A 24,646-nucleotide genomic window follows, 5' to 3' on the forward strand; every position below is an offset into this window, starting at 1 on the left:
GATGAGAAATCATGGAAACATATGACTTAATTATATTGGGTGGCGGATTAGCTGGAATGTGTGCAGCTGTTGAGGCAGGGGAAGAGGGCGCTAGCGTCCTTCTTCTCGAAAAACAGGATGAGTTAGGCGGCAGCACCGTTCTTAGCTCAGGATATATGGCTTTTGCTGGTACAGATATGCAAGAGAATGCTGGAATTACCGATACAGTCGAATCACTCATGAACGATTTGATTGAAGTCGGAGGAGGCGTAAATAACCCCGAGTTGATTAAAACTTATGGACAGTATCAATTCGAAACGTATCGATGGCTTAAAGACCATGGGGTAGAATTTCGAACGCTGCAAGCGGTAAGCGGACACAGTGTACCGCGCGGGCATACGATTGATCCGCATCAAGGAATCCAGGCATTATATAAACGAGTGAAGGAGCTTCCAAATGTAACGATCCGCTTTAATGCCCCTGCAAAGAGGCTATTAAAGAACAGTGAAGACATCATTGATCGTGTTTTGTACGAAACAGAAGGTGAAAGCGTAATTGTTGCTGCAACAAAAGGTGTTTTGCTATCTTCTGGTGGTTTTGCTAATAGTGAAGAACTTCTCCAAAAGTTTGCTCCACATCTTGAGGGCGCTTTAAGAATAGGTGGGGAAGGAAATGTTGGAGAAGGCTTAAAAATGGCATGGGAACATGGAGCCACTATCCTTGACCGTCAATACTTAAGTGGAACATACGGATTTCACCCATCGGCCAATAGTGCAGTAAAGTCGCAAGGACTAGCTTTTTATAAGGGTGGTATTATCGTAAATCAAAATGGAAAGCGCTTTATTGATGAATCCCTCTCTTATAAATTACTAGGGAATGCCGCGCTGCAGCAACCTGAAGGCATCACTTATCAAATCTGGGATCAGACGGTGATGGATCAAGCGGTCCATGATGATCCGCTATATGATTTTCAATTATTAAAACGTCGTCGTCTCCTTTACCAAGTAGATACATTAGAGGAACTAGCTGACTGCATTGATGTACCGGTTGAGGTATTATCAGAAACGATTACAACTTATAATAACGGTATTCAAAACGGGGCAGAACCTGAATTTGGTCGTAAATCACTTACACATAATTATGGAACTCCAACTCCGATCGAAAAAGCACCATTTTACGCGTTTGAATCAACCGTTGCGATGTTAGCCACTTATGCTGGGGTAGCTGTAAATTCCAAAGGACAAGTCCTCAACGCTTTCAATGAGCCGATTTCAGGTCTTTATGCAGCAGGAGAAGTAACAGGCGGATTCCATGGTGCTGGTTATGTAACAGGTTCATCTCTTGGCAAATGTGCTGTATTCGGAAGATTGGCTGTTCGTAACGCATTAAAAAAGGAAATCAAAGTTTGATAGAAAGATATAGAGTAGACCGTTTACAAAAATCGATAGAAACCTGAAAGAAGGAGGGAAAAAGCAGTGAAAATTTGGCATCAAAGTTTAACAAGTATTGAAGAAGTAGTTCCATACCGGGACGCAGTCATCAAACATATTGATCGTGTAGCACGTCCAGGCGTAGAGGTTGTGCTACACGGAATGTCAAAGGGTACGTATCCTAGCCAATATCCGGGTCACTTTATTACGTATTCCTATCTGCAAAATCTTCACCGAGAGCAATTTGTCCGTGCCGCTTTAATGGCTGAAAGTGCAGGATATGATGCCATGTTTATCGGAACGATCCCAGATGTGGGGTTGCTTGAAGCGCGCACACTTGTCGATATTCCTGTTGTGGGATATGGTCAGGCATCCTTTCATATGGCATCCATGCTGGGTGATCACATTGGCGTTGTCAATTTCTTGGCACCGCTTGCTGATGAACTTCGTCAAAATGCCGAACGCTATGGACTAGGTGGAAAACTAGGACCGATTGTTCAAACAGAAGTTGGTTTTAATGACATTCTAGGTGGGTTCCAAAATCCAGAACCGGTTATCGAAGCTTTTAAAAAGGCAGCGCAGAAGGCGATTTCCCAAGGAGCCGATGTCATCGTTCCAGGTGAAGGACCTATGAATGTATTTTTAGCAACACATGGAGTTTCTCGAATTGGGGATGTTCCAATTGTTGACTCGTTTGCGTCAGGAATTAAAATGTGTGAAGCCTTAGTTGATTTGAAAGAAAACTCTGGGGTGTATATGACACGTCAGGGATACTATAATGCCAAGCCACCTCGTGATGCGGTCGCAAGGCTTCGGGAATTATATGGATTAGAACCTGTTCCAGATCCGAAAAATGATCACGGACTCCCAGTTAGAGGTGGACAAAAAGCGTCTATATAGCCCGCGTTAAAGATTTGCAATATTCGCAATCCATAAACACATATTGAGAGGTGAACCATACATGCATATCGTTGTATGTCTAAAGCAGGTCGTTGATCCGGAGATCCCACCGCGTTATTTCAAAATCGATCCTGCAACAAACCGACCTGAGGAAGGAAGCGGAGATATGGTAATGGATTCCTACGCCGAAAATGCTCTTGAAGCAGCGATTCAACTCAGAGACAAGATCGATGGAGCAACGGTGACAGCCCTTTGTCTTGGGGATGAAGAATCGGAGGATGTTCTTCGCAGAGCACTAGCCTTCACTGCTGATCAGGCAGTTCGCGTTTGGGATGATGAATGGGAAAATTTAGACGGACAAGCGGTTGGGTATATCCTTGCTCAGGCCATTAAAAGATTCGGTGACGTGGATTTAGTTTTGACCGGTTACCAAGCAAGTGACATAGAAGAGGGTCTAGTTGGGACTATAATTGCAGAGGAACTTAACATTCCAAGTGTGACACTTGTCTCCAAGTTTGAGACAGAAGGCAGCAGCATCAAAGCAGTCTGTGAAACAGAAACCAGCCATGCGGTAAAGGATGTCCCAATGCCTGCCGTGATTACGATCGTTAGCTCTGAAAATAATGTACCACGCCTTCCAAAGGTAAAGGATATTCGTTTGGCGAGAAGTAAACCGATTAAAGAACTTGGGATCGATGACTTTGACGGCTTGAATTCAGAACTTTGTCAGCCGGCTGTTACACTCCAGAAGGTTTTTGTTCCCGATCGGGAAGTGAATTGTGAAATCCTAACTGGCAGTGATGACGTTCAAATCGCTAGTGGTCTGACTCATAAGTTGCAAGAATTAAAAGTTTTGTAGGAGGTGATCCAGATGGTCAAAGTGCTCATTTATGCAGCCCAACAAGAAGGGAAATTGGATTCCAATGCAATCGAAGCGTTATCCTTTGGCGCACGCTTGGCTGAAGCCACTTCAATTGAAATGGAGGCGCTTCTTGTCGGTACAGGTGCAAAGGAAGGTAGTAAAGAAGCCATATCCTACGGAGCACAGCAAGTTTATACAATCGAAAATCCTTTATTAGATGATTATCAGACTGAGTTGTATTCCTATGCAATAACCACCGCTTTTCAGCAGTCTGAAGCCGATACATTCATTCTTCCTTTTGATAAAAAAGGCAAGGATTTGCTCGGACGCATCGCAACACGTGTTTCTGCAGCTGCCATCACCGAAGTCGTTGATTTTAGATCAGAGGCTGACGAAATAAACTGGATCCGTCCGATTTACGGGGACAAAGCTTATGGTGAATATAAAGCCAATCGTAAAAAGGTCGTTGTAGGTCTTCGTCCGAAATCCTGCGAAAAAATAGTAGCGGATGAAAACAGAACGGGAACCATTACCGCTATCGATTGTGAATTATCAGAAGAGATGGTTGTGACAAAACTGGTTGAAAAAATCGAGTCCAGTTTATCTGGAATTCGCCTAGAAGATGCACGTGTCATTGTTTCTGGTGGGAGAGGACTTGGCAGTTCCGAAGCTTTTGGTGAACTCCAAGAATTAGCGGACGTCTTAAAGGGTGCAGTCGGTGCATCAAGAGCTGCCTGTGATGCAGGATGGGTGCCATCTCAATATCAAGTCGGCCAAACAGGTGCGGTTGTCGCACCAGATTTGTATATTGCGATTGGCATATCAGGGGCAAGTCAGCACCTTTCAGGAATTACCAACGCTAAAACAGTGGTAGCCATTAACAATGACGCTGAGGCTCCTATTTTTAAAAGGGCAAACTTGGGGATCGTGGCTGACTATAAGACGGTCATCCCTGCTCTAACGGAAGCCCTAAGGCAGAAGATCGGCTAAAACGTTTATCTTATAGTGCTAGCTTTTAAGTTTAACTACATTCAGAAAATGTTTTTGTACCGAACGAAAGCTGAATGCAAAATGTTTTTCCGATTCTGTGAGGGTTCAAACCCGACTGAATGTAGTTAAGCCTCCGGCGAATGGGGCGGATTTTTTAAAGGTATATTATCGAGCGAGCTCAGGTATTGAATCCGGACGCAAATTCGGCGGGTGCATTTAATAATTTTACAAAACACGGAGGTTATAAATATGGGAAGAGAAGTGGACTATGACATTGTTGTAATTGGTTGTGGGGTTGCAGGGACATCAGCGGCTCTATCTGCAGCAGAAACAGCTAAAAAGCAAGGAAAGAAATTAAAAATTGCGATTTTGGAACGTTCTGATTTTGATCATAGAGGCGGGAATTCCAGATGGACAGCATCTTACATGCGCATGAAGAATATTGATGAAATTGCCGACCATTTTGTCGAAGATATGATGGACTTTTCCGATAATTACTCGGACCGAAAATATATTGAGACGCTCGCAGAAAATGCAGGAAGCACTCTGCGTTGGGTGGAGGAGAAAGGGGTTGAATTCGACTACTTACCAACAATGTTTTTAACATCTAACAAACCGCGTTTACTGCCGGTTGGTGGCGGTCGTGCCATTATTGACACAATATCTCAACGTGCAGCAGGTCTTGGCGTAGAAATTATCTATGAAGCAACAGCATGGAAATTACTCCTTGATGAGGAAGGGGTTGTTGACGGCCTCATGATTCGAGTAAAAGGAGGAACTTCTGTTCAATTGAAAGTTGGCGCTGTTGTGCTTGCTTCAGGCGGTTTCCAAGGAAATCAGGAAATGATGGCTCAATATATTGGCAGGGACGCTCATAGAATCCGGACTGTTTGTGAAGGCGGATTATTTAACAAAGGGGAAGCCATTCGAATGGCAATGGATATCGGGGCAAAACCTGCTGGACAGTTTGATGCCTTTCATGCTGAACCAGTTGATCCGAGGAGTAATCGTGAAGAAGCGGGTGTCATGGTCTATCCTTACGCGATTCTCGTTGATAAAAACGGTAAGCGCTTTGTGGATGAAGGGAAATCCACGGTAGATGAGCAGTATGAACAAGTAGCACGTACGATTTTCTACGATCTTCCTGATCATATTGCCTATATGATTACTGATCAAAAGATGTATGACATTCCTAATTATGAACAGGCATTGGAAACAGATAAACCACCAATTACAGCAGGTACACTTGAGGAGTTAGCAGAGAAAATTGGAGTACCAGCCCAGCAACTGGCAGCGACTGTTCAAGAATTCAATGCGGCAGTACAGCCGGGAGAATTCCAATATGATAAAAAAGATGGCAAGCAAGCGGTTGGGATTACACCACCGAAATCAAATTGGGCAATCACCATTGATCAGGGTCCGTTTATTGCGTATCCAGTTGTATGTTCGAACGTGTTTACAAATGGTGGGTTAGCAACAGATACGAACGGCTCTGTTCTTTCACAGGATGATGACGTCATCCCTGGATTATATGCTGCCGGTGAAACAGCTGGTCTTTATTATGGAAAATACCCTGGTGGGACGTCTGTTTTAAGGGGACTTGTATTTGGACGCCGAGCTGGTGAACATGCGGTTTCATATGTGTCCAATGCTGAGAAAATGGGTGTATAAAGACAGCTGATAACTAGAAAACGATAAAAATAACGAACATGAAAAAGCAAAAATGAAGGAGTTTCCCTACCATTTTTGCTTTTTCATAAAATGCTAGATTACTAGTTAACTTTATTTAGCAAGTGTAATCCGCTTTTAAAGTTATGGGATGAATGCAAATGGATTCACTAATTAATAGGTATTGTAAATCAGCTGAATAAAGTTAAGCCTCCGGCGGATGCCACGGATTTTTTAGGGGATTTTTATCGAGCGAGCTCAGGTATTAGATCCGGGCGAAAATTCGACGGAGCGAATTTGATTAATGAAAAGGGTGATTTAGGTGGAGTTACAAGGAAAAGTGGCTTTCGTAACAGGTGGTGGTAGAGGAATTGGCCGAGAGACTTGTATTTTATTAGCCAAACATGGTGCGAAAGTGGCTGTTTTTTCTAGAAGTCAAGCTGAAGTTGCAGAAACCGCTAACTATATAAATGAAGTATTAAGTGGTGAAGCGATTTTTGTAACAGGAGATGCCTGTGTAGAAGAGGATGTAAAAAGGGCGATCCAACAGACGAGATACCTGTTAGGGAGCGTTGATATCCTCGTAAATAATGCAGGCACTATGCTTTTAAAGCCATTTGATGAAACATCGATCGAAGAATGGGACTTTGTCCAGAATATTAATAGTAGAGCGCCTTTTCTTTTTGCTCGTGAGGTTGTTCCAAGTATGAAGGAAAAACAAGATGGGGTCATCATCAATATTTCTTCGATTTGGGGAACAAAGGGAGGTCCAGACCGGAGTGCTTATATCACATCAAAGTATGCGGTCATGGGATTTACAAAAGCGCTGGGTGAAGAGCTGAAGCCATATCGTGTGAGAGTGAATGCGGTATGTCCAGGTCCGGTTGACACGAAAATGACAGATGATTTGGGACCGAATGTGAATAAGGAAGGCTGGCTGAAGCCGATTGATATCGCAAACATCATTGTTGATTTATGCTTGCCTAAATCGGTTGCAGTTACTGCGACTGCGATTGAAGCATTTGGAAGCGGCAGACCTGTTAATACGTGAGAATTTTAGTATGAATGATAGAAAGGAGAAAAACGATGAATATAATTGTTTTATTAAAACAAACCTTTGATACAGAAGAAAGGATTGTCATAGAGAACGGTCAAATTGTAGAAGACGGTCCAGAGTATGTGATTAATCCATACGATGAGTATGCGGTGGAAGAGGCGGTTAAGCTGAAGGAAACTCAAGGTGCCCAAGTAACGGTGGTCACATTTGGTCCGCCACGTGCAGAAAGTGCGTTACGTACGGCTCTTGCCATGGGTGCAGACAAAGCGATTCTAATTGAAGATGACGAATCTCTTAATCTCGATGAACACTCCATTTCAAAGATACTAACTGCTACGATCAAAGATCGTGACTATGATCTCGTTTTAACAGGAAGCATGTCGGTTGATAACGGTGCCAGTCAAGTGGCCGTAAGAGTCGCTGAAGAGCTAAATCTAGCTCATGTTGCTACAGCAGTAGAATTAACGATCGATTCAGACAAGGTTACGGTTGTTAAGGATGTAGAGGGGAATTCAGAAGTAATTGAAGCATCACTTCCTTTACTTGTAACGGCACAACAAGGCTTGAATGAGCCTCGTTATCCTTCTCTCCCTGGGATTATGAAGGCGAAAAAGAAGCCGATCGAGCGTTTGAGTATCGAAGATCTTGAGTTAAATCAAGAGGAGAGTGCTGCGAAGTCCGTCACTTTAGATCAATTTCTTCCCCCAAAGAAGGAAGCCGGAAAAGTATTGTCAGGGGAATTGTCAGGGCAAGCTCAAGAATTAGTCCAGTTGCTTCATCAAGAAGCCAAAGTCATATAAGGGAGGAATGAAAGATGAGAAGAACGTTAGTACTAGTAGAAGTAAGAGATGATCAAATAAGAAACGTATCTTTTGAAGCATTATCTGCAGCTCAAAATATAGATAGCGCTGAAATTACCGCCGTTATTCTAGGAAGCTCCGAACCTCAATTTGTTTCTTCTTTGGCTGAGTTTGGTGCCGATAAAGTCTACATGATTCCGGATGAAAGGCTGAAACAGTATACTCCGGATGGATATCTTCAAGCATTATTTCAATTAGTAGAACAAGTGAAGCCGGATGTAATTTTGATGGGGCATACAGCTGTGGGTAAGGATGTGTCTCCTCGTCTAGCAACAAAGCTAGGAGTCGGCTTGATTTCGGATGTCACGCATATTGAGCTAGAAGAAAACGAGATTATTTTTACCCGTCCTATTTATGCTGGCAAAGCGTTCCAAAAAAAGAAAATCGTATCGGGCACGATATTTGCCACGATCCGTCCAAATAATATTCCATTGGTAGAAGCAGATTCTAGCCGAAATGCCGAGTCTATTACCTTCAATCCAACGATTACGGATATTCGAACAGTTGTAAAAGATATTGTTCAAAAGTCTGTTGGCGGAGTCGATCTGACTGAAGCCAAAGTAATCGTTTCCGGTGGAAGAGGAGTAAAAAATGAGGAAGGATTTAAGCTCCTCGATGAACTGGCTAAAGTTTTAGGTGGTGCGGTCGGAGCATCTCGGGGAGCTTGCGATGCAGGGTACTGTGATTATTCTATGCAAGTCGGGCAAACAGGAAAAGTAGTGACCCCAGACTTGTACATAGCCTGTGGAATTTCTGGTGCGATTCAACACTTGGCAGGGATGTCCAATTCAAAGGTCATTGTCGCGATTAATAAAGACCCGGAAGCTCCGATTTTCTCAGTAGCAGATTATGGGATTGTCGGAGATCTGTTCGAAGTCGTGCCATTGTTAACAGAGGAGTTCAAAAAATTGACGGTTGCAACAGGCGTTTAACGATGACAATGGGAGGAATTCAATTTCTCCCATTTCGTTTTAACTGGCAGTAAGACCTTTCTCTCAAGTTATTCGATAGTTTCCTAGAGGAACAACTGCTCGTAAAGACACGAAAATGGACACAGACTAAAATGCAAACAGCAACGTCTGTATGACCAGCAAAGTCTCAACGTAAGACTCAACAAGGGAGGTTGAAGAAAGATGATGACATTAGTGAATTTATTGTTTTTTCTAGCTGTATCTGGATATGCCGTTTATTTGTTTATTAATCTTGTATATACGCGCTATTTGTTTATCAAACTTGGGAAAAAAAGTGAGTTCCAGCCAAAACTAAAGGAACGAATTAGCACAGTAGCTAGTAATGCATTAGGTCATAAAAAATTATTCAAAGATAAGAAAAGCGGTCTCATGCATCTAGTCTTATTTTATACCTTCTTTATCATTCAAATAGGACTTATCGAATTGATCATTAAAGGTTTTATTACAGGATATGAATATCCTTTAGGCGAAGCCCATAAATACTTTAGTCTTTTGCAGGAATGGGCAACATTTCTCATGTTTTTAGCAGTCGTATATGGTTTTTATCGTCGTTATGGTGAAAAATTAAAACGATTGCAATGGAGACGAGATGGGAAGGCAGCTTTTGTTTATATCGCTTTAAGTACGCTAACTTTATCGATTTTGATTACATTAGGTTTTGAGGCCATTATGGTTGGTCATGAACCGAATCTAGTATATGCTCCGTTTTCTGGAATCATTGCGCTATTATTTTCTGGCATCGGAACAACGGCAGGAACGGTGTTGTTTTACGTATTTTGGTGGATTCATATGCTCGTCGTATTTTCTTTTCTCGTATTTGTTCCACAGTCAAAGCAATTTCATGAATTATTTGCGATGGTCAATATCTTTTTCAAAAAACAGGGACCTGTTGGGAAATTAAGCAAAATCGATTTTGAGGACGAAGAAGCAGAAGAGTTTGGTGTGGGAAAAATTGAGGATTTCACTCAGCATCAGTTGATTGATTTATACGCTTGTGCGGAATGTGGACGATGCACGAATATGTGTCCAGCATCAGGAACAGGCAAAACCCTTTCACCAATGGATCTTATCGTCAAGATGAGAGATCACCTAACAGAAAAAGGAGCAAGTGTTACATCAAGAAGTCCGTGGTTACCTGCTAATGTTTTTGGATCATCTGCCTTAGCAGTAGATGCAGCTCAACAAGAATCAGCAGCTACTGTTGAACTGCCAAGCTTAATTGGCGATGTCATTACTGAAGAGGAATTATGGGCTTGTACGACATGCCGAAATTGTGAAGATCAATGTCCAGTTGGTAATGAACATGTGGATAAGATTATTGATTTAAGACGTTATTTAGTAATGACTGAAGGCAATATCCCAAGTGATGCGACTCGTTACTTTCAAAATATTGAAAGACAAAGCAATCCATGGGGAATTAACCGAAAAGAACGAATTAAATGGCGTGAAGAGCGTGAAGATATCACGGTTAAGACCGTAAAGGAAACAGATGAATTTGAGTATTTATTATGGGTTGGTTCGATGGGTTCTTTTGATAAGCGTAGCCAAAAGGTTGTCCAATCTTTCTCTAAAATTATGAATCTAGCAGGAATAGAGTTTGCGATTCTTGGCAATGAGGAGCGTAATTCTGGCGATACTGCTCGTAGAATGGGGAATGAATTCCTATTCCAACAGCTTTGCGAAGAAAATATTGCTAATTTTCAAAAATATGATGCCAAGAAAATCGTTACGATTGATCCTCACGCCTACAATACCTTTAAACACGAATATCCTGAATTTGGATTGGAAGCTGAAGTATATCATCATACAGAACTGATTTATAAATGGATCCAAGAAGGCCGTATTAAGCCATCGAAGGCCGTTTCTGAGTCTATTGCCTATCATGATTCTTGTTATATCGGACGTTATAACAATATTTATGATATTCCACGCCAAATTCTTAAGGCGATTCCAGGTGTGAACGTGTTAGAAATGGCACGAAATAAATCCGATTCGATGTGCTGTGGTGCCGGTGGTGGAATGATGTGGATGGAAGAAACGCAAGGGAAACGGATTAATGTGGAACGCACAGAACAAGCTTTACAGCTTAATCCGACCATGCTTGGTAGTAATTGTCCTTACTGTTTAACTATGTTAAGTGATGGAACGAAAGCGAAGGAAGTTGAAGATACGGTTGCAACGATGGATATTGTTGAAATCGTTGAGCGTTCATTGGTTGGGTAATTGTATTCGAGTGGAAATAGTTTATTTGCCATAAGCGGGATTACTTTATCTAGTGAATTTTTATATACCGGAATGGAGATTCAAAAGATCGTTTCTCATTATAAAAATGGAGGTATTGAATCAATGAAAAAAAGAACGTTAGTGGTAGGTGTATCCCTTTTCATCTTTCTTATTACCGCCAGCATTGTAGGAGCTAAGGCAAAGTATGAAACAAAATCAGTTCCAAAAGGTGAAAGACACAATATTTCAGAGATTATACCTGCTAACGCCAAATGGGAAAAGGTGGTTACAGGTGAAGGCGAGACAAACAGATTTATGGAAGGAATTAACTTCGATAGAAAAGGGAATATTTGGATGGTTAGCCCGCTATCAGGAGAACTCCTAACTGTTGAAGGGGACAAGGTCGTTCCAGTTGTAGAAGAGGGAATAGTGCCTGTTGGAGCAAAAATTCACAGTGATGGACGCATTTTTATGACGGATCTTTCAGGAAAAATTAATGTCTATAACCCTAAAACCGGTACGAGTGAAACGATTGTAAGCACCTACGATGGTAAATCGTTAAATGGATTGAATGATCTCGTATTTGATGAATCTGGCGGCTTGTATTTTACGGAGCCAATGGGGTCAAGTGCGACTCATCCAGTGGGTCGAGTCTTCTACTTACCAGATGGTAGCAAGGAACCTGAACTGTTTGCTGAGAATATTGCTTATCCAAATGGAGTCGCGATCTCCGCAGATGGGCAGCGTGTTTACATTTCTGAATTTGACAAAAACCGAGTACTCTCTATTCCTTCAAGGGATGCAAAAGAATCCCCTGAAACACCATTTGTTTTCGGTTCGTTTGAAGGAGGAATTGGTCCAGATGGATTAGCGGTCGATGCGGAAGGGAATTTATATGTCGCACACTTCCAAGCAGGTGAAATCGTTGTCCTTGATGCAAGAGGCTTTATATACGGTACGATTCGTCTGCCTGAAGATGCTGGAACCTTTACAACCAATCTAGCGTTTTCCAATGGCTACTTGTATATTACTGAGTCCTCAAAAAATGAGGTATGGCGCATTAAAGTGAAAAAAGAAGGATTAACGCTATACGGTTTGCAGAAAGATTCGAAAAAATAATTCACAATTAGTAAAGGGGTGTTGCGTATGGTTGCAAATGACATCAGGATCCAATCAGAAAAAATGGATAAGAAAAAATATAAAATATTCTTTGGAGCCTATATAGGCTGGATTTTTGACTATTATGAAGTTTTTTTATTAAGCTTTTTGGTCATTCCAATGGCAGCTGCCCTTTCGCTATCGACTACACAAGTTGCTTCCGTCTTTTCAGTACAATTGGCCTTTTTAGCACTCGGTGGGGTGGTATTTGGTTATTTAGGTGACAAGGTTGGGCGAAAGAAAATCCTAATTGCTACATTAGTGATATTCTGTTTAGCTACTTTTATGCGTGCCTTCACTTTTGATTATGAATGGCTAATCTTTTGGACGGCGATAGCGGGTTTTGGGTTAGGAGGAGAGTATGGTGCTGCCCAAGCATTAGTAAGTGAAACAGTGCCTTCCAAACAAAGAGGGTTTTGGAGCTCTATGCTATATGGCGGCGCTTATATGGGAATTTTCATAGGTGCCACTGTAGGGGGATTTATTTTACCGTTAATCGGTTGGCGTTGGACATTTGTCATTTCAGCTTTGCCCGTTCTTTTTGCTCTCTATCTCCGAAAGGATGTCGAAGAATCCAAGGTTTGGGAAAAAGAAATAGGCAAATCCGCAAAGGTAAAAGTAAATATTTGGAAAAAATACGGATTGAGAAGATTTTGGAAACCCTTTACAATTGCTTTAATTGCAGCGGTATTACAATATTTTGCTTACTACGGAATTACCAATTTCTTGCCTACGTATTTAGTAAAGTACGAAGGGTTTGAAATGGGAACAGCGGGTTGGTGGTTATTCTTTACAGCTTTCGCTGGATTAGTCGGTTCATTTATTGCGGGTTACACGGCAGATAAATGGGGAAGAAGAATTACATTATCTTACTTAGGATTTGTGGCAGCACTTGGTGGTATTGCCCTTTTCTTTACTTGGTCAAGCTTAATTGATTCATTATGGATTTTACTACCCATGTTTTTCTTATACTTTGGCTCAAATGGTGCCTCTGTGTTCGGATCGTTATTTAGTGAAATTTTCCCAACAGATGTCCGATCAACGGGTATTTCGTGGTCCTTACAAATTGGTCGAGGATTATCCGCGTTTCCTCCACTTATAACAGCTGCGGTATTCCCGGTATACGGGTATAGTCCGATTATTTTAGGAGGAGCAGCCTTGTTTATGATGCTCGCTATATGGGCATGGGTATTCCCGGAAACAAAGAATGTACGATTAGATAAAGTCTCTAGTTCATCCCCTGATCAAAAAAAGGAAGAATCAATCACTGCGGGTGTTTCTACAGACTTAAGTTAATTAGAAAAAGGTGACAGGCACCTTACAGAAATTAAAAAACAGATGAAACCTTCGACTGCAAGGGATTCAATCGTCTAGTAAATTATGGATGGTGCCTGTCATCTTTCAATCGGTGTAAAAAAAGTCAGTCCCGTAAAAGAATACTAGGGACTGACCTTTTTACCATTTGTATAAAAACTTCCACCTTAAATGCTGCTAGGGGAAGTTGCATGGAGTTTTTCGGAAGAGGGGACGGTTCTCGCGTTTCACTCTGGATAAATCAGGAGAAATTGATAATTAATAATTAGGTTACGGCTTTTTACAAATTCATTATTATTTTTCTAGGTCGATGACAATGGGCTCAAGCTCAATTTTTGTATGACCCTTTCCATTATTAAGACTTGCAATTTGTACAGGTTGAATGATGAGTTTACTAGCCTCATCTTGAATTGGACCGAAATCGATGGTACCTATGAATGTTCTGCCATTATCAGGTGACACACCTCCACCACCAGTTCCATCCATATACACATTACCGAGGTCATCCGTTATATGGAAAACAGGTGTCACACTTTGCCACTCTTTTAGGAGTTCATCCGATACCACTTGTTCATAGCTAATAATAGTGGATACATCAGTGAACTCAATAGATTGAAGCATGAAGCTACTATCTTCATTCTTTACTGTTTTATTTAACAATTCTATATCGCCTTCTAAACGATCTAGTGAAAAAGCAAATGACCAATCACCTACTATCTCGAAGTCATTTGATAGACTATTAAAGGCTTCGGGTTTCCAAGTAACTTCAATGGTTTCTGGATGTTCTTTTTCTTTGAAATATGGAGTGAAAGAGGCCAATCCGACATAGCGATTATCACTAATCTTTGTGATTTTTTCAGTACCTCCCATACCGCTTGCGCCCACAACATCAAACCAATTCATTGCACGAATTTCCATTTCTTGTTTTATTTCTCGTTCTGTTTCGAGTGCGTAGGAAATCGTAATATTCGTTCCGTCGTATACCGCCTTGTCTATCATAACAGTTGTACCATTGCTCGTCTGTGCAAGATTAATATCTGTCGAGAAGCTTTCAAAACTTTTGTAGTCCCTCTCCTCCTCATTAAAAAAACGAATGACATTGTCCATAAATGGAATTTGAGATGCAATAGACGGAAAAGCAAAAGCAACTGATGTAGTAGAAAATCCCAAAATTATGACTGCCGCAGCTAATGGATTTTTAAATCGTTTTTTTTGCTTCTCTGCTTTCGCTTTTTTTATACCTAATTTAGACCTTTCATGTAATTCTTTTGGAATTTCAATTTTATGTAACTCTTGATTTATTTTATTGTTCACAAATATCACCCTCTTTATATTGTTTGCGAAGTTTATCTAATGCACGATAAAGAATCGATTTTGCTGTTCCAAGTGGTATTTCTAATAGTTCCGATATTTCTTTAAATGTATGATCATGATAAAATCTTAGTAAAACAATACTTTTTTCATTTTCATCTAATACTTCTATCAAATTCTTTAATGATAAAGAAAGAGGTATATCTTCATTCTCTATTCCGATAAATTCCTCATATTCGGGTTTTAAATGAACCACTTTTTTATTTTTCCTTATTACATTTGTTGCACAGTTCATTGTAATTTTCATTAACCATGTTTTGAAATACTCCGGCATTTTCAATGTATGTATCTTCTTAAATGATTGGTAGGCTACTTCTTGAACAACATCTAACGCATCGTCTTTGTTTTTTACATATACATAAGCCATTCGATAAATATCCTCTTCATATTGCTGAAAAAGCTTTAAAAAGGCTTTATCATTTCCTTTTTGAGCTTTTTTAACTAATCTAATAATGGGAATTCACCCTTTCGTTTTTTGTCTTATCTATTAGACAAACCAAAGTATCATTTGGCTTACGTAGTTTTCACTTTTTAAAAATAATCGGATAAATTTAAGGACGATTACATTATAACGGTAAACCTCTTCTTTAACTATTCTGATTGGTTCGTAGAGTATGTATAGCATCAAGGTTTAAATAGTAGTATGTACATACATCAAGAATATGGATGTAAATGCCTATTACATGTTAAATAAATAGATTCATGATTGCACTTAACGTTACTAACAGAACTTGAGTCAGCATCATCACACCAATTGTGTTTCTAACGATAAGAAGCAAGTGGGTCGATAAAAGAATGGACATGAATTTGTTATTTAATTTTAAACAAAACAAACTAATCGTTTTAAAAAATGTAACACTCAGAACCGTCCCCACGTTGCATTTGCTATAATGGGGATAAGTAAAAACGGTTGTAGGGGAGGGGAGTTAGGTGTCACAGCCATTATCGAAGAGTGAGGTTCATCGACTGATGTCGTTATTGAACCGTGAGCAACGAGAATTTATCGAAAAGTACGGTAAACAAGGTAAGAAAAGTAAATGGATTGAGGCGATTGCAAGAAGAAAAGGGATCATTGTCACAGAGGAAACTCCTTATGAAGAAATCGAACCATTGGTTGATGATTGGGTTCTTGTTGATGTTCTGGATAGTGGATTTGGAAACAGACATTATCGTTGTGAATGTGGTCGATCCTTGCGGTTTCAATATCGTGTTTTACATAAAAAGGAACAAAAAGAATATGGATATGGGGTTTCCTGTTTCGAACAACATACTAATCTATCACCCGATATTGTAAAAGATATTTTAAAGGGATTTCACACGATTGATTTAGAAAGGGATGAAGTGTTAATCAAATTCTCCCAGGGAGAGCATTGGAATATAAAACCATATCTTCATATAGAAAACATTCCAAATGAGATCGTGGAACAAGATAGACTGGGGCTTCCACTAACCGATAAGCAAAAAGAAAAAGTTCTCCGTTTGATTGAAGCGTATAAGGAAGAGCAACTTTTCAAAAAAGCGTATGGTCTGATGGATGAAAAACAAAAAGAATTGTTTCACTCAATAAGAAACAAGGAGCAACAGGAGCTTATCATTAAACTGCTGGATAAAGAGGAAAACGAGTTTAGGGAACTTCCGGAGGGCTTTATCGACGAGGAGATCCAGCAATTTCATCAAGCTGGATTGCCATTTTTGAATAGACATCTCGATCGAATTGAAGAGTATCTATGGAATCAAAGGGAAATTCCCTCAAAAGACGTGATCCAGGATGGTTGGTATTATTTTAAGAAAGAAGATATACATAGTCCCCCTGAGCTTCTTGAAAAAATCGATTACCAAACCGTGATCGACCGTCACCTCGACACCCTTAAATCCGTACGCGCACATGAACAAAAATTGTCAACAGGATTAAAACGAGATTGGAAAACCATCGAAGACGGAGTTCGCCAATTAAAAAAAGGAGAAGACTTCGATTACTCTAGCTTTAAACTGAATCTCGTGAACATCTGTTATGCCTTGCGTATCGACCCTGATGCATTTCTCTGAAACAGGGGGACGGTTCTCGTGTTTCATCTTGAGAAAAGTTAAGGTGTACGACCGCCCCATAAAATAACAGTTCAATAGTGGATTCAGATTACTAATTACTTGGATTTGTACGAAAAATGAAACGCCGGAACCGTCCCGGCGTTTCAGTCATTGCAACAGGGATCATCTTCTTTGATGTGACCTGATCGGTTTATTTTGGTTTCGAGGTATTTTTCGTTATACTCTGATACATCGCCCCATAGCTGTTCTCTACCTGATACAGGTAAGCCAGAGTTTTTTAGAGCCTCCACTTTTTTGGGATTGTTGGTGATAAGGGTAACCGGTTTTTTACGTAATGCTTTTAAAACCTGGATCGCATCGCTATAATTTCGCGAATCATCAACAAAACCGAGTGCTCGATTTGCATCTACCGTGTCGTACTCATTTTCCTGTAGGAGATAGGCCATTGCTTTACTAAATAAGCCAATGCCTCTTCCTTCATGATTGGCTAAATAAAATAAGGCGCCAGTTCCATGTTCTTTGATCATTTTCATTGATTGTTTCAATTGAAATCCACAGTCACAGCGCTTGCTTCCGAATATATCTCCTGTATGACAAATCGAATGCATACGAATAATAGCGTCGTCGCCGTATTCAAAGTCGCCATACGCAAGAACACTCGACTGTTGCAATTCGGCTAAATTAACGGAAGATAACTTATGTATAATTCTTTCAAAATCCTCTGTTACTTCATCGCAATTTAACCAGCAATACCATTTAAATTCAACCGTTTCTCCGTACAAATTAACGGGGAGTTTTATAGGACCTACTAAATAAATCGCCCCCTTTTCCGTTTTGATCAGTTGAATTTTATCTTCTAAAATAGAAAGAACCTTCGAATCAAATTTAGTTTCTGCCACCAAAAACCACTCCTTTTTTTTATTTTGTGCAATTTGAGATATTTAAATAAAATATTTTTCAAATTGATACGGGGTTTCTCGTGATTCATTTTAGGGGGAACAAAGGAAAGCGAGCTCCTTTTAATAACAGTTTAATACGGGACTCAACATGCAAGGATTTAATCATTCAAACAAACCATTTCAAGAACGTAAAAATAAAGAATCATCGAAAAATGCCTTAGCATTCCATTAGTATCTGTAATTAAAATAAGAAAAAACCTGAAGAATTTACTCTCCAGGTTTATAAAAGGATGAAACTTAGAAAATAGTTCCTAATTAAATTCTTTTCATCACCAACTTGCAACCATAGAAAGGACTTACGTTTAAGCCTCATCCATTGGTTGACTTGTTGAATCTATCCCTAACCTACGTTCGATTCTGTTAACTCTGCGATCTAACACTCTGAGTTCGCGATCTACCTGTCTAAGTTCACGATCAAGACGTGCAACGTTACGTTCTAACTGGTTAACACTGCGCTCTAATCTTGCAAGTCTACAAGTGTCACAACTACAAGTATCTACATTTCCACCCGAATTACAATTTCCCATTGCATAATCAACTCCACAATATTTTATGAATGGCTTGTACAATCGGAAACGGCTATTAACATAGTTTTTTGCCTTAAGAACAGCACTTCGCGATAACTGATCACGTTGTTAAATCCGGAAAAAATATTGGACATTTCCCTGTGTGAATCTGTTAAATAGAAGGGTGACTCTGGTGGCGATTTTTGTTAGATACAGTCGCTGTACAATGCATGAAACAAATGCATTTTAAACACTTGAGTGGAATTAGCAACAGAAAGTTAGGAAAACATGGTGAAAATTCTAATCATTGTATTTGAAATGATAAATCCTTATGATAGGTTACGACTGTCAAAATTTAATGGTAGTTCTAATTAAACTAAAGGAATAATTGGATGGTAGAATATTCATGATGGATTAGAGGAGGATTTTATGAGTAAACGAAATTTGGTATTATTTATTGCTTCCAGTTTAGACGGATATATTGCGACAAAGGATGAATCTCTTGAATGGCTTTTTCAGGTCGAAGGCGAAGGGGATAATGGATTTTCGGAATTTTATGATACGGTTGATACGATTTTAATGGGGAAGAGGACATACGATTGGGTAATGAACCAAGATCTGGAGGAATTCCCCTATAAAAATAAAGAATGTTATGTGTTTACAAGGGCTGCAGCAGAAAATACCGAGGATGTAAAATTTGTAAATGGCGATGTCACTCATTTTGTAAACAAACTAAAAAGTCAAGGTGGGAAAAACATATGGTTGGTTGGGGGAGGAGAATTGTTACAAGCGTTTATACAGGAAAAGTTGGTCGATGAGCTCATTATAACCGTTGCCCCAACTATACTAGGTAAAGGGATTCCGTTATTTAGAGAGGGAGATTCTCAATTAAATCTTTCATTAAAAAGAATAAGGAACTTCAATCAATTTGTTGAATTACATTATGAAGTGAAAAAGTAAAGGTACACAAAAACAGGGAAACGATAAATGTAGGTAGTTCCGTTTTTATGGAGAAGCATAGTAAAAGTATATTTATTTACAGACCAAATCGCATATGATTTGGTCTATTCTTTTTTTTATGCAAACTGTGTCATCTACCACTTAAATGGTTAAATCCATTGTTCATGATAGTCTCATACCTAACCTTGGATTCAATGAAAGAAAGTTCATGGAGTTCTATGTTAAAATAAAATTTAATAAATATGGGAAATTGTACCAAAGGGATTGGACAGGAATGTTGAATAAGGAAATGTCGAAACATGAAATATGCAATAGAGCAAACTTTGGAAGATGAGAGATATTCCGGAAGAAAAACCTATTCCATAACGAGTAGAGTGTTGAAAGGAAAAAAATTCAAATCATTAGGAGACATACTACATGACAACTTCAAAAAAGACTTTAAGAACTTGTGTTGAGGGACACAAATACTATAAAAGTAGCGATTGTCCAACATGCCCGACTTGTGAGCAAGAACGCAAACCTGAAAATGGATTTCTATCATTACTTTCGGCACCTGCAAGACGAGCATTGGAGAACAATGGAATCAAATCTTTGGAGGAGCTATCAAAATACAGTGAAAAAGAGATATTGCAATTTCACGGTATGGGACCAGCTTCTTTACCGAAACTCAGGTCTGCGTTAATAGAAAAGGGGTTATCATTCAAAAACTAAACGCAAAGAGTTATTCTTCTTTCAAGAATGTATGTTATGACACAGGGATTATGACTTTTCAATTTTTTTGCAAATGAAAGGTGTACTAAATGAATAAGTACAACATAAAAAGAAACGCTCAGAGTGATGATCTCTGAGCGTTATTACGGGTTAATTGATATGCGACTTTTGCTGTGAAATAACGTGATATATAAAATGTTTTTTGAGTTTTTCTCCACATGATCGGAACTACTTGCTTTCCCAAACTATCCAAAATTAGGACATTAAATGGTAATAGCCAACTCCTAAAAGAAAAGACACTGAACCAAATACCTAATAGTCAGTGACCGGTTATTATAGCGTTCTAGTATTCTTTTTTGGTTCCGTCTTATATTTTTCTCCAATTTTAATAATAAACGGTGTACCAAAAAACATATGGATTGAATTACAAGGAGTTAAAAGAATTCCTTCTTCTACATTTGTTGTGTTTAAAAATTGGGGTGCAGTTCAAATCTGTCCCTTAGTCACCGAGTTAGGAAAAATAAGGTGATAATAGATGCACTTTTCCAAGTGTTGCGACATATATAATTAAGGATGTCCCTTCTGTAACGAAATTTTATTAAAAAACTTTTTTCAGATTGTGTGAAGTACGTAGACCAGATGGAAGATGCTATCAATATGGCAGATATTGTGTTTCTTTTAACAAAGTGGAATAAAATTGTAGAAAAAACATGATTCCTATCTGAGCTTTTTATGAAAAACCAATCATCTTTGACAACCGAAATTGTTATACAACGGAAGAAGCTAGAAAATATGAAGTTGAGAATGTGTCAATTGGAAGAGACCGATTAAGCAAGGTGAAATACAAGGAAATAAACGAACAAACCTCGCGTCAATTTTATCTTAGCCCCAACTGGTTTACTGTCAAAAAAATTAAATTGAAAGGATGAATGTAAATGAAAAAAGTAACAACTGCTCTTTTGGCAGCCATTCTAACTGTTAATTTAACTGTCCCAGTTTTTGCTGAGGAGGTTAAGGAGCCCGCTCCAGTGGTACAAAATGTAGAAGGCTCTGAATTGTGGAAAACCATTTCTAGTTTTAAAGCTACAGTCGTACTTGAAGATGGAAGATATAATGTAACTTATAAGGATAAAGACGGTAAGGTATCAGTGGACATTAAGAAGGACACAGGAAAAGAAGAGATTAAGATAACAGGTGAAGAAGCAAATCAGCGTTTCATCAAATTTGTAAAAGATCTTAATTCATCAAAGAATTTAAGTAAGGAAGAAGTAGTTAATCGTCTATCTGCTACTTTAGGTGTAAGTCCTTCAGAGGTAAATAAAGCAGATGCCGATATTACGTTCACCAATGATGCAACGTCCTCCTTCTCCTATAAACAAGGGAACAAATCTAAAGCTGTTGATACGGATGAACTTCGTCAATTGCAAGTAAAACTGGAAGCGAATGATGGAAGCTTTTATGATATCCAATACCATTTAAAAGGAAATGGTGACATCCAAGCAATGGTGAAGAAACGGACAGAGGATGGGGAAGAAAAATTAAAAGATTTGAAGGCCTTAACTGAAATCAATCGAATTCAGGAAGGACTTATTACACAAAAAAATATAACTTTGAACGAGCAATTAGAACAAGTATCAGTGATACTTGGAATTCAAGCAACAGATATCACAAAAGCAGATGTTCGTGCAGAATTTACAAACAAATCAAGAGTTGATTTTAAATTTGAAAAATAATATGTAATGAAGAAAGAAGCGGACTAAACTGTCCGCTTCCTGGGTGTTTTTACTTTAGATAAAGAAATCAAAAAAAATTCTTTCATAAGCACGAGATTTCATTAGTTCCTCATAATTTATGATCTACTACTTCAGGAACAATAATGAGAAACAATTATGTTTTTCAACATATTTTATTAATACACCAAGACTTTACCTCGCTTGTCTATTATGTGGAAATACTCGGTGAAGGTCGTTGGGGTGTCATTTGCGAAATATGACACGGTAGCTGAAGGAGTGGGGTATTTGAAAAATAGGGTAAAAGCAAGGGTTTAATTAAACAGAGAAGTTTGGGAAATCATAGAAGTAAAGCAGTTTCAATGGCTTCAAGTGTAGACAATTGTCAAAATAACCGGAAACTTTATTTTAAATAAAAAAGGGATAAGGTTTTCCCTTATCCCGGTAGTTTAGCAAAATGTATCTTTTGAGCTTGGATTTTTAAGGCCGAATAATGGGCGAATAAAGATGGCTAGGAAGGTTCCGAGTAAGGCCATGATAGCCCAAACCCATCCATGTAGACTAAAGGAAGAAATTCCGCCAAAATAAGCTCCAATGTTACAACCGAAAGCAAGACGGGAGCCATATCCCATCAGTAAACCACCAACGATAGAAGCTCCGGCAATACCTGGCTTTATTTTCTTCGGTTTAAATGTTCCTTGGAAAGAAGCAGCAATAAAGGCTCCTAAAATAATTCCAAAGTTCAGTACGCTTGTAGAGTCTGCTAAAACAGAGTTTGTCAAAGCTGCACCGTTTGGACCAGCAAAATAACCCCAGCTGGCTACATCGACTCCAGCCGTATTCAAGAATTTACCGCCCCAAAGAGCAAAGGCAGATGTAATTCCCCAAGGAGTTCCTCTAACGGTTAAGACTAAAGCATTTAGTAGCGCTAGAATAATCCCTGCAACGAATAATGGCCATGAACCGCGCAATACTTTTTTCCAACCTGTTGTTGTCGCGAGTGGCTTCATCATTGGAGGGTTTTTCTTTTTCGCAATCTGAATCGTAATCCAGTATATTAAAGCAAATAATGCCATTTGAACGACCCAAGCGCCAAAATATCCAAGGTCTGTAGATGTTGCCAATGAAATCGGCGGCAGAGATGGTGTTTCCTCCATCCAAAAGTTGAAATGGTAGGCACCAAGAGTGGAACCCGTAATAAAGAAAATAAGCGTTAAGATCATGGAAGATGAACCTCCGCCTAAATTATACAACGTCCCTGAAGCACAGCCATTTCCAAGCTGCATCCCGATTCCGAAAAGAAAAGCACCGAGTAGAACAGGAATTCCGACAGGTGAGACATAACCTGCTGGCGTTGCACCGGTAAAACTAAATCCAGTACTTAGAATGATGGCAAATAGAGTAGTAGAAACGGCAAACATCAGCATATGTGCTTGAAGTCCCTGTACATTTCCTACAGATACCAGTCTACGAAAGGCAGATGTAAATCCAAAACGAGCATAGAGCAACGTTGCTCCTAATGCTAAACCGATGATAAATAGTGATCCTTGTATCCAACCAGCTGTATTCACAATTGTGAACAGCAAGATAAGTGCAATAATAAGCCCAACTGAAACATATCCTTTTTGCATTGGGCTAAGATTTGTAACACGAGTAGTCGGATGCTTAACCCAGGATTGAAATTTTGGCTTAGATGTTGATTCTAAAGTAGTCTGTGACAATCCATTCACCTCTTAAACATATAAAGTTAGTATGATTAATACAAATACTAATATTATTATAGTAACAATGAAAAGTAAAGTGGTATTTATTGAAACAGGGGGACGGTTCTCTTTGTTTCACTAAATGTGCAGAACCGGTCCCCGTTTTCTATTAAGTACAATTCTCGAAAGAAGAGTTGTTGGAAATAGTAGTGAAACAGGCAGAACCAACCCCATTTTTCACTGTAACTCCGTTTCGCCTTTTTGTGTTAGCCATTCTTTAATGAATGAAATGAGTTTTTTGGCTCCTGGAGACATCGATTTAAAAGAGGTGGCAGCAATCCCAATCGAGCGATAATAATCTCCTTCCAGTGGAATGCAGCGAACGGATTCGGGGAGAAAATGTAAGGTCATTTCAGGTAAGATGCTGATCCCTAGCCCGTTTTGAACCATGGCAATAATGGTGGCATCCTCAGATATCTCATATTTGACTTTTGGCTTCATTTTATGTTTTTTTAATATTCTTCTCACATCTTTATCGATACTTGATTTAGGCATAATAAACATTTCATCACAAAGTTGTTCCAATGAAATCTTCTTATGATCACTTAACGGATGGGCATCGGGTAAAATACATAGAAGTGGGTCTTTTTTAAGTGGAATGACTTCATAAACTTTTGAAACAGGTAAGGATAAAAAGCCAAAATCAATCGTACCATCTAAAATCCATTGATCAATATCATCATAGTCTCCTTCAAACAATTTAATATCTATAAGGGGAAAGTCTTGATTGAATTGCAAGATGATGGAGGGCAGCCACTGAATTGAAACACTTGGTAGAGTGCCAATCCGAACAACCCCGGTTTCGAGTCCATTAATTTTTGCAATTTCTTGTACCATTAATTCATTCCACTTTAATATTTCACGTATGTAAATGAGGAGCTGTTCACCATTACTCGTTAACTTAATCCCCGATCGACCCCTAGTGATCAAACTAAATCCCACTTCTTTTTCAAGACTTGCAAGCGAATGGCTTACAGCAGATTGGGTTAAACCAATGGCTTCAGCTGCTTTCGAGATACTGCCTGTTTCTACAATCGTTCTAAAAATTTCATATTTCATCATAAATGTTTTATTCACTCCATGTATTAATATCTTTCATATAACGTATTATAAATATTCATTTGATTTATATAAAGAGTGAATTTATAATACAAGTAATCTAGAGTAAATTCATAGGAATTATGTATT

21 protein-coding genes are annotated in these 24,646 nt (G+C 39.1%); 15 read left to right on the plus strand and 6 right to left on the minus strand.

From position 1 onward, the window contains the following. The first annotated feature begins 11 nt into the window (after positions 1-11). The 11 genes from Q5760_RS08365 to Q5760_RS08415 all read left to right on the plus strand — a co-directional run bounded on the left by Q5760_RS08365 (position 12) and on the right by Q5760_RS08415 (position 13,394). A complete protein-coding gene (locus Q5760_RS08365; protein WP_428911736.1) occupies positions 12-1,388 on the plus strand; it encodes an FAD-dependent oxidoreductase in 1,377 nt (458 codons plus the stop codon). Positions 1,389-1,454: 66 nt separating this feature from the next. After that, on the plus strand, positions 1,455-2,309 hold the full coding sequence (locus Q5760_RS08370) for an aspartate/glutamate racemase family protein (RefSeq protein WP_428911737.1): 855 nt from the start codon (positions 1,455-1,457) through the stop codon (positions 2,307-2,309). A gap of 61 nt (positions 2,310-2,370) precedes the next feature. Next, on the plus strand, positions 2,371-3,168 hold the full coding sequence (locus tag Q5760_RS08375) for an electron transfer flavoprotein subunit beta/FixA family protein (protein WP_428911738.1): 798 nt from the start codon (positions 2,371-2,373) through the stop codon (positions 3,166-3,168). A 12-nt stretch (positions 3,169-3,180) separates the two neighbouring features. Next, entirely contained in the window at positions 3,181-4,161 is a 981-nt protein-coding gene (locus Q5760_RS08380) for an electron transfer flavoprotein subunit alpha/FixB family protein (protein WP_428911739.1), read from the plus strand. A gap of 249 nt (positions 4,162-4,410) precedes the next feature. After that, positions 4,411-5,832, plus strand: a complete 1,422-nt coding sequence (locus tag Q5760_RS08385) for an FAD-binding protein (protein WP_428911740.1) — start codon at positions 4,411-4,413, stop codon at positions 5,830-5,832. A 319-nt stretch (positions 5,833-6,151) separates the two neighbouring features. Then, positions 6,152-6,880 (plus strand): SDR family NAD(P)-dependent oxidoreductase, encoded by a 729-nt coding sequence (locus Q5760_RS08390; RefSeq protein ID WP_428911741.1) that lies wholly within the window; start codon positions 6,152-6,154, stop codon positions 6,878-6,880. Positions 6,881-6,915: 35 nt separating this feature from the next. Then, entirely contained in the window at positions 6,916-7,686 is a 771-nt protein-coding gene (locus Q5760_RS08395) for an electron transfer flavoprotein subunit beta/FixA family protein (protein ID WP_428911742.1), read from the plus strand. A 14-nt stretch (positions 7,687-7,700) separates the two neighbouring features. Beyond that, entirely contained in the window at positions 7,701-8,678 is a 978-nt protein-coding gene (locus tag Q5760_RS08400; RefSeq protein WP_428911743.1) for an electron transfer flavoprotein subunit alpha/FixB family protein, read from the plus strand. Between the two features lie 201 nt (positions 8,679-8,879). Next, positions 8,880-10,940, plus strand: a complete 2,061-nt coding sequence (locus Q5760_RS08405; RefSeq protein ID WP_428911744.1) for a (Fe-S)-binding protein — start codon at positions 8,880-8,882, stop codon at positions 10,938-10,940. Positions 10,941-11,063: 123 nt separating this feature from the next. Then, entirely contained in the window at positions 11,064-12,059 is a 996-nt protein-coding gene (locus Q5760_RS08410; RefSeq protein WP_428911745.1) for an SMP-30/gluconolactonase/LRE family protein, read from the plus strand. A 27-nt stretch (positions 12,060-12,086) separates the two neighbouring features. Then, complete coding sequence (locus Q5760_RS08415) at positions 12,087-13,394, plus strand: MFS transporter (RefSeq protein WP_428911746.1); 1,308 nt, start codon at positions 12,087-12,089, stop codon at positions 13,392-13,394. A 312-nt stretch (positions 13,395-13,706) separates the two neighbouring features. On the opposite strand, the gene Q5760_RS08420 is transcribed toward Q5760_RS08415, so the two are convergent. Together Q5760_RS08420 and Q5760_RS08425 are read right to left on the minus strand one after the other, a co-directional pair. Continuing rightward, the gene (locus Q5760_RS08420) at positions 13,707-14,726 is read right to left on the minus strand and encodes a DUF4179 domain-containing protein (RefSeq protein ID WP_428911747.1); all 1,020 of its coding nucleotides are present in this window, start codon (positions 14,724-14,726) and stop codon (positions 13,707-13,709) included. Next, on the minus strand, positions 14,716-15,243 hold the full coding sequence (locus Q5760_RS08425) for a sigma-70 family RNA polymerase sigma factor (protein ID WP_428912529.1): 528 nt from the start codon (positions 15,241-15,243) through the stop codon (positions 14,716-14,718). The genes Q5760_RS08420 and Q5760_RS08425 overlap by 11 nt, the downstream gene beginning before the upstream one ends. A 470-nt stretch (positions 15,244-15,713) precedes the next feature. Between Q5760_RS08425 and Q5760_RS08430 the strand changes: the two genes are divergently transcribed. Continuing rightward, positions 15,714-16,829 (plus strand): hypothetical protein, encoded by a 1,116-nt coding sequence (locus tag Q5760_RS08430; protein WP_428911748.1) that lies wholly within the window; start codon positions 15,714-15,716, stop codon positions 16,827-16,829. A gap of 143 nt (positions 16,830-16,972) precedes the next feature. On the opposite strand, the gene Q5760_RS08435 is transcribed toward Q5760_RS08430, so the two are convergent. Beyond that, positions 16,973-17,728, minus strand: a complete 756-nt coding sequence (locus Q5760_RS08435; protein ID WP_428911749.1) for a GTP cyclohydrolase II — start codon at positions 17,726-17,728, stop codon at positions 16,973-16,975. A 362-nt stretch (positions 17,729-18,090) separates the two neighbouring features. Beyond that, on the minus strand, positions 18,091-18,315 hold the full coding sequence (locus tag Q5760_RS08440) for a hypothetical protein (RefSeq protein ID WP_428911750.1): 225 nt from the start codon (positions 18,313-18,315) through the stop codon (positions 18,091-18,093). Positions 18,316-18,723: 408 nt separating this feature from the next. Here Q5760_RS08440 and Q5760_RS08445 point away from each other — a divergent pair, with 408 nt between their 5' ends. From Q5760_RS08445 to Q5760_RS08455, 3 genes are all read left to right on the plus strand, one after another. After that, complete coding sequence (locus Q5760_RS08445; RefSeq protein WP_428911751.1) at positions 18,724-19,254, plus strand: dihydrofolate reductase family protein; 531 nt, start codon at positions 18,724-18,726, stop codon at positions 19,252-19,254. A 417-nt stretch (positions 19,255-19,671) separates the two neighbouring features. Then, positions 19,672-19,965, plus strand: coding sequence for an RNA polymerase alpha subunit C-terminal domain-containing protein (locus Q5760_RS08450; protein WP_428911752.1), 294 nt, complete (start codon positions 19,672-19,674; stop codon positions 19,963-19,965). A gap of 935 nt (positions 19,966-20,900) precedes the next feature. After that, on the plus strand, positions 20,901-21,698 hold the full coding sequence (locus Q5760_RS08455; RefSeq protein WP_428911753.1) for a YusW family protein: 798 nt from the start codon (positions 20,901-20,903) through the stop codon (positions 21,696-21,698). Positions 21,699-22,144: 446 nt separating this feature from the next. Here Q5760_RS08455 and Q5760_RS08460 read toward each other — a convergent pair whose 3' ends face one another. Continuing rightward, complete coding sequence (locus Q5760_RS08460) at positions 22,145-23,326, minus strand: YeeE/YedE family protein (protein ID WP_428912530.1); 1,182 nt, start codon at positions 23,324-23,326, stop codon at positions 22,145-22,147. Positions 23,327-23,635: 309 nt separating this feature from the next. Then, the gene (locus Q5760_RS08465) at positions 23,636-24,520 is read right to left on the minus strand and encodes a LysR family transcriptional regulator (RefSeq protein WP_428911754.1); all 885 of its coding nucleotides are present in this window, start codon (positions 24,518-24,520) and stop codon (positions 23,636-23,638) included. Positions 24,521-24,646: the final 126 nt, after the last annotated feature.

The sequence above is a fragment of the Niallia sp. Kr1 genome, assembly GCF_050389805.1.
Taxonomy (GTDB): domain Bacteria; phylum Bacillota; class Bacilli; order Bacillales; family Cytobacillaceae; genus Bacillus_BD.

What these genes read in the sequence shown, in the direction of transcription:
- Q5760_RS08365 (WP_428911736.1), top strand. Translation starts at nt 12, where the DNA reads ATGGAAACATATGACTTAATTATATTGGGTGGCGGATTAGCTGGAATG.
- Q5760_RS08375 (WP_428911738.1), top strand. Translation starts at nt 2,371, where the DNA reads ATGCATATCGTTGTATGTCTAAAGCAGGTCGTTGATCCGGAGATCCCA.
- Q5760_RS08380 (WP_428911739.1), top strand. Translation starts at nt 3,181, where the DNA reads ATGGTCAAAGTGCTCATTTATGCAGCCCAACAAGAAGGGAAATTGGAT.
- Q5760_RS08385 (WP_428911740.1), top strand. Translation starts at nt 4,411, where the DNA reads ATGGGAAGAGAAGTGGACTATGACATTGTTGTAATTGGTTGTGGGGTT.
- Q5760_RS08395 (WP_428911742.1), top strand. Translation starts at nt 6,916, where the DNA reads ATGAATATAATTGTTTTATTAAAACAAACCTTTGATACAGAAGAAAGG.
- Q5760_RS08400 (WP_428911743.1), top strand. Translation starts at nt 7,701, where the DNA reads ATGAGAAGAACGTTAGTACTAGTAGAAGTAAGAGATGATCAAATAAGA.
- Q5760_RS08405 (WP_428911744.1), top strand. Translation starts at nt 8,880, where the DNA reads ATGATGACATTAGTGAATTTATTGTTTTTTCTAGCTGTATCTGGATAT.
- Q5760_RS08410 (WP_428911745.1), top strand. Translation starts at nt 11,064, where the DNA reads ATGAAAAAAAGAACGTTAGTGGTAGGTGTATCCCTTTTCATCTTTCTT.
- Q5760_RS08415 (WP_428911746.1), top strand. Translation starts at nt 12,087, where the DNA reads ATGGTTGCAAATGACATCAGGATCCAATCAGAAAAAATGGATAAGAAA.
- Q5760_RS08440 (WP_428911750.1), bottom strand. Translation starts at nt 18,315, where the DNA reads ATGGGAAATTGTAATTCGGGTGGAAATGTAGATACTTGTAGTTGTGAC.
- Q5760_RS08445 (WP_428911751.1), top strand. Translation starts at nt 18,724, where the DNA reads ATGAGTAAACGAAATTTGGTATTATTTATTGCTTCCAGTTTAGACGGA.
- Q5760_RS08450 (WP_428911752.1), top strand. Translation starts at nt 19,672, where the DNA reads ATGACAACTTCAAAAAAGACTTTAAGAACTTGTGTTGAGGGACACAAA.
- Q5760_RS08455 (WP_428911753.1), top strand. Translation starts at nt 20,901, where the DNA reads ATGAAAAAAGTAACAACTGCTCTTTTGGCAGCCATTCTAACTGTTAAT.
- Q5760_RS08460 (WP_428912530.1), bottom strand. Translation starts at nt 23,326, where the DNA reads ATGCAAAAAGGATATGTTTCAGTTGGGCTTATTATTGCACTTATCTTG.
- Q5760_RS08465 (WP_428911754.1), bottom strand. Translation starts at nt 24,520, where the DNA reads ATGATGAAATATGAAATTTTTAGAACGATTGTAGAAACAGGCAGTATC.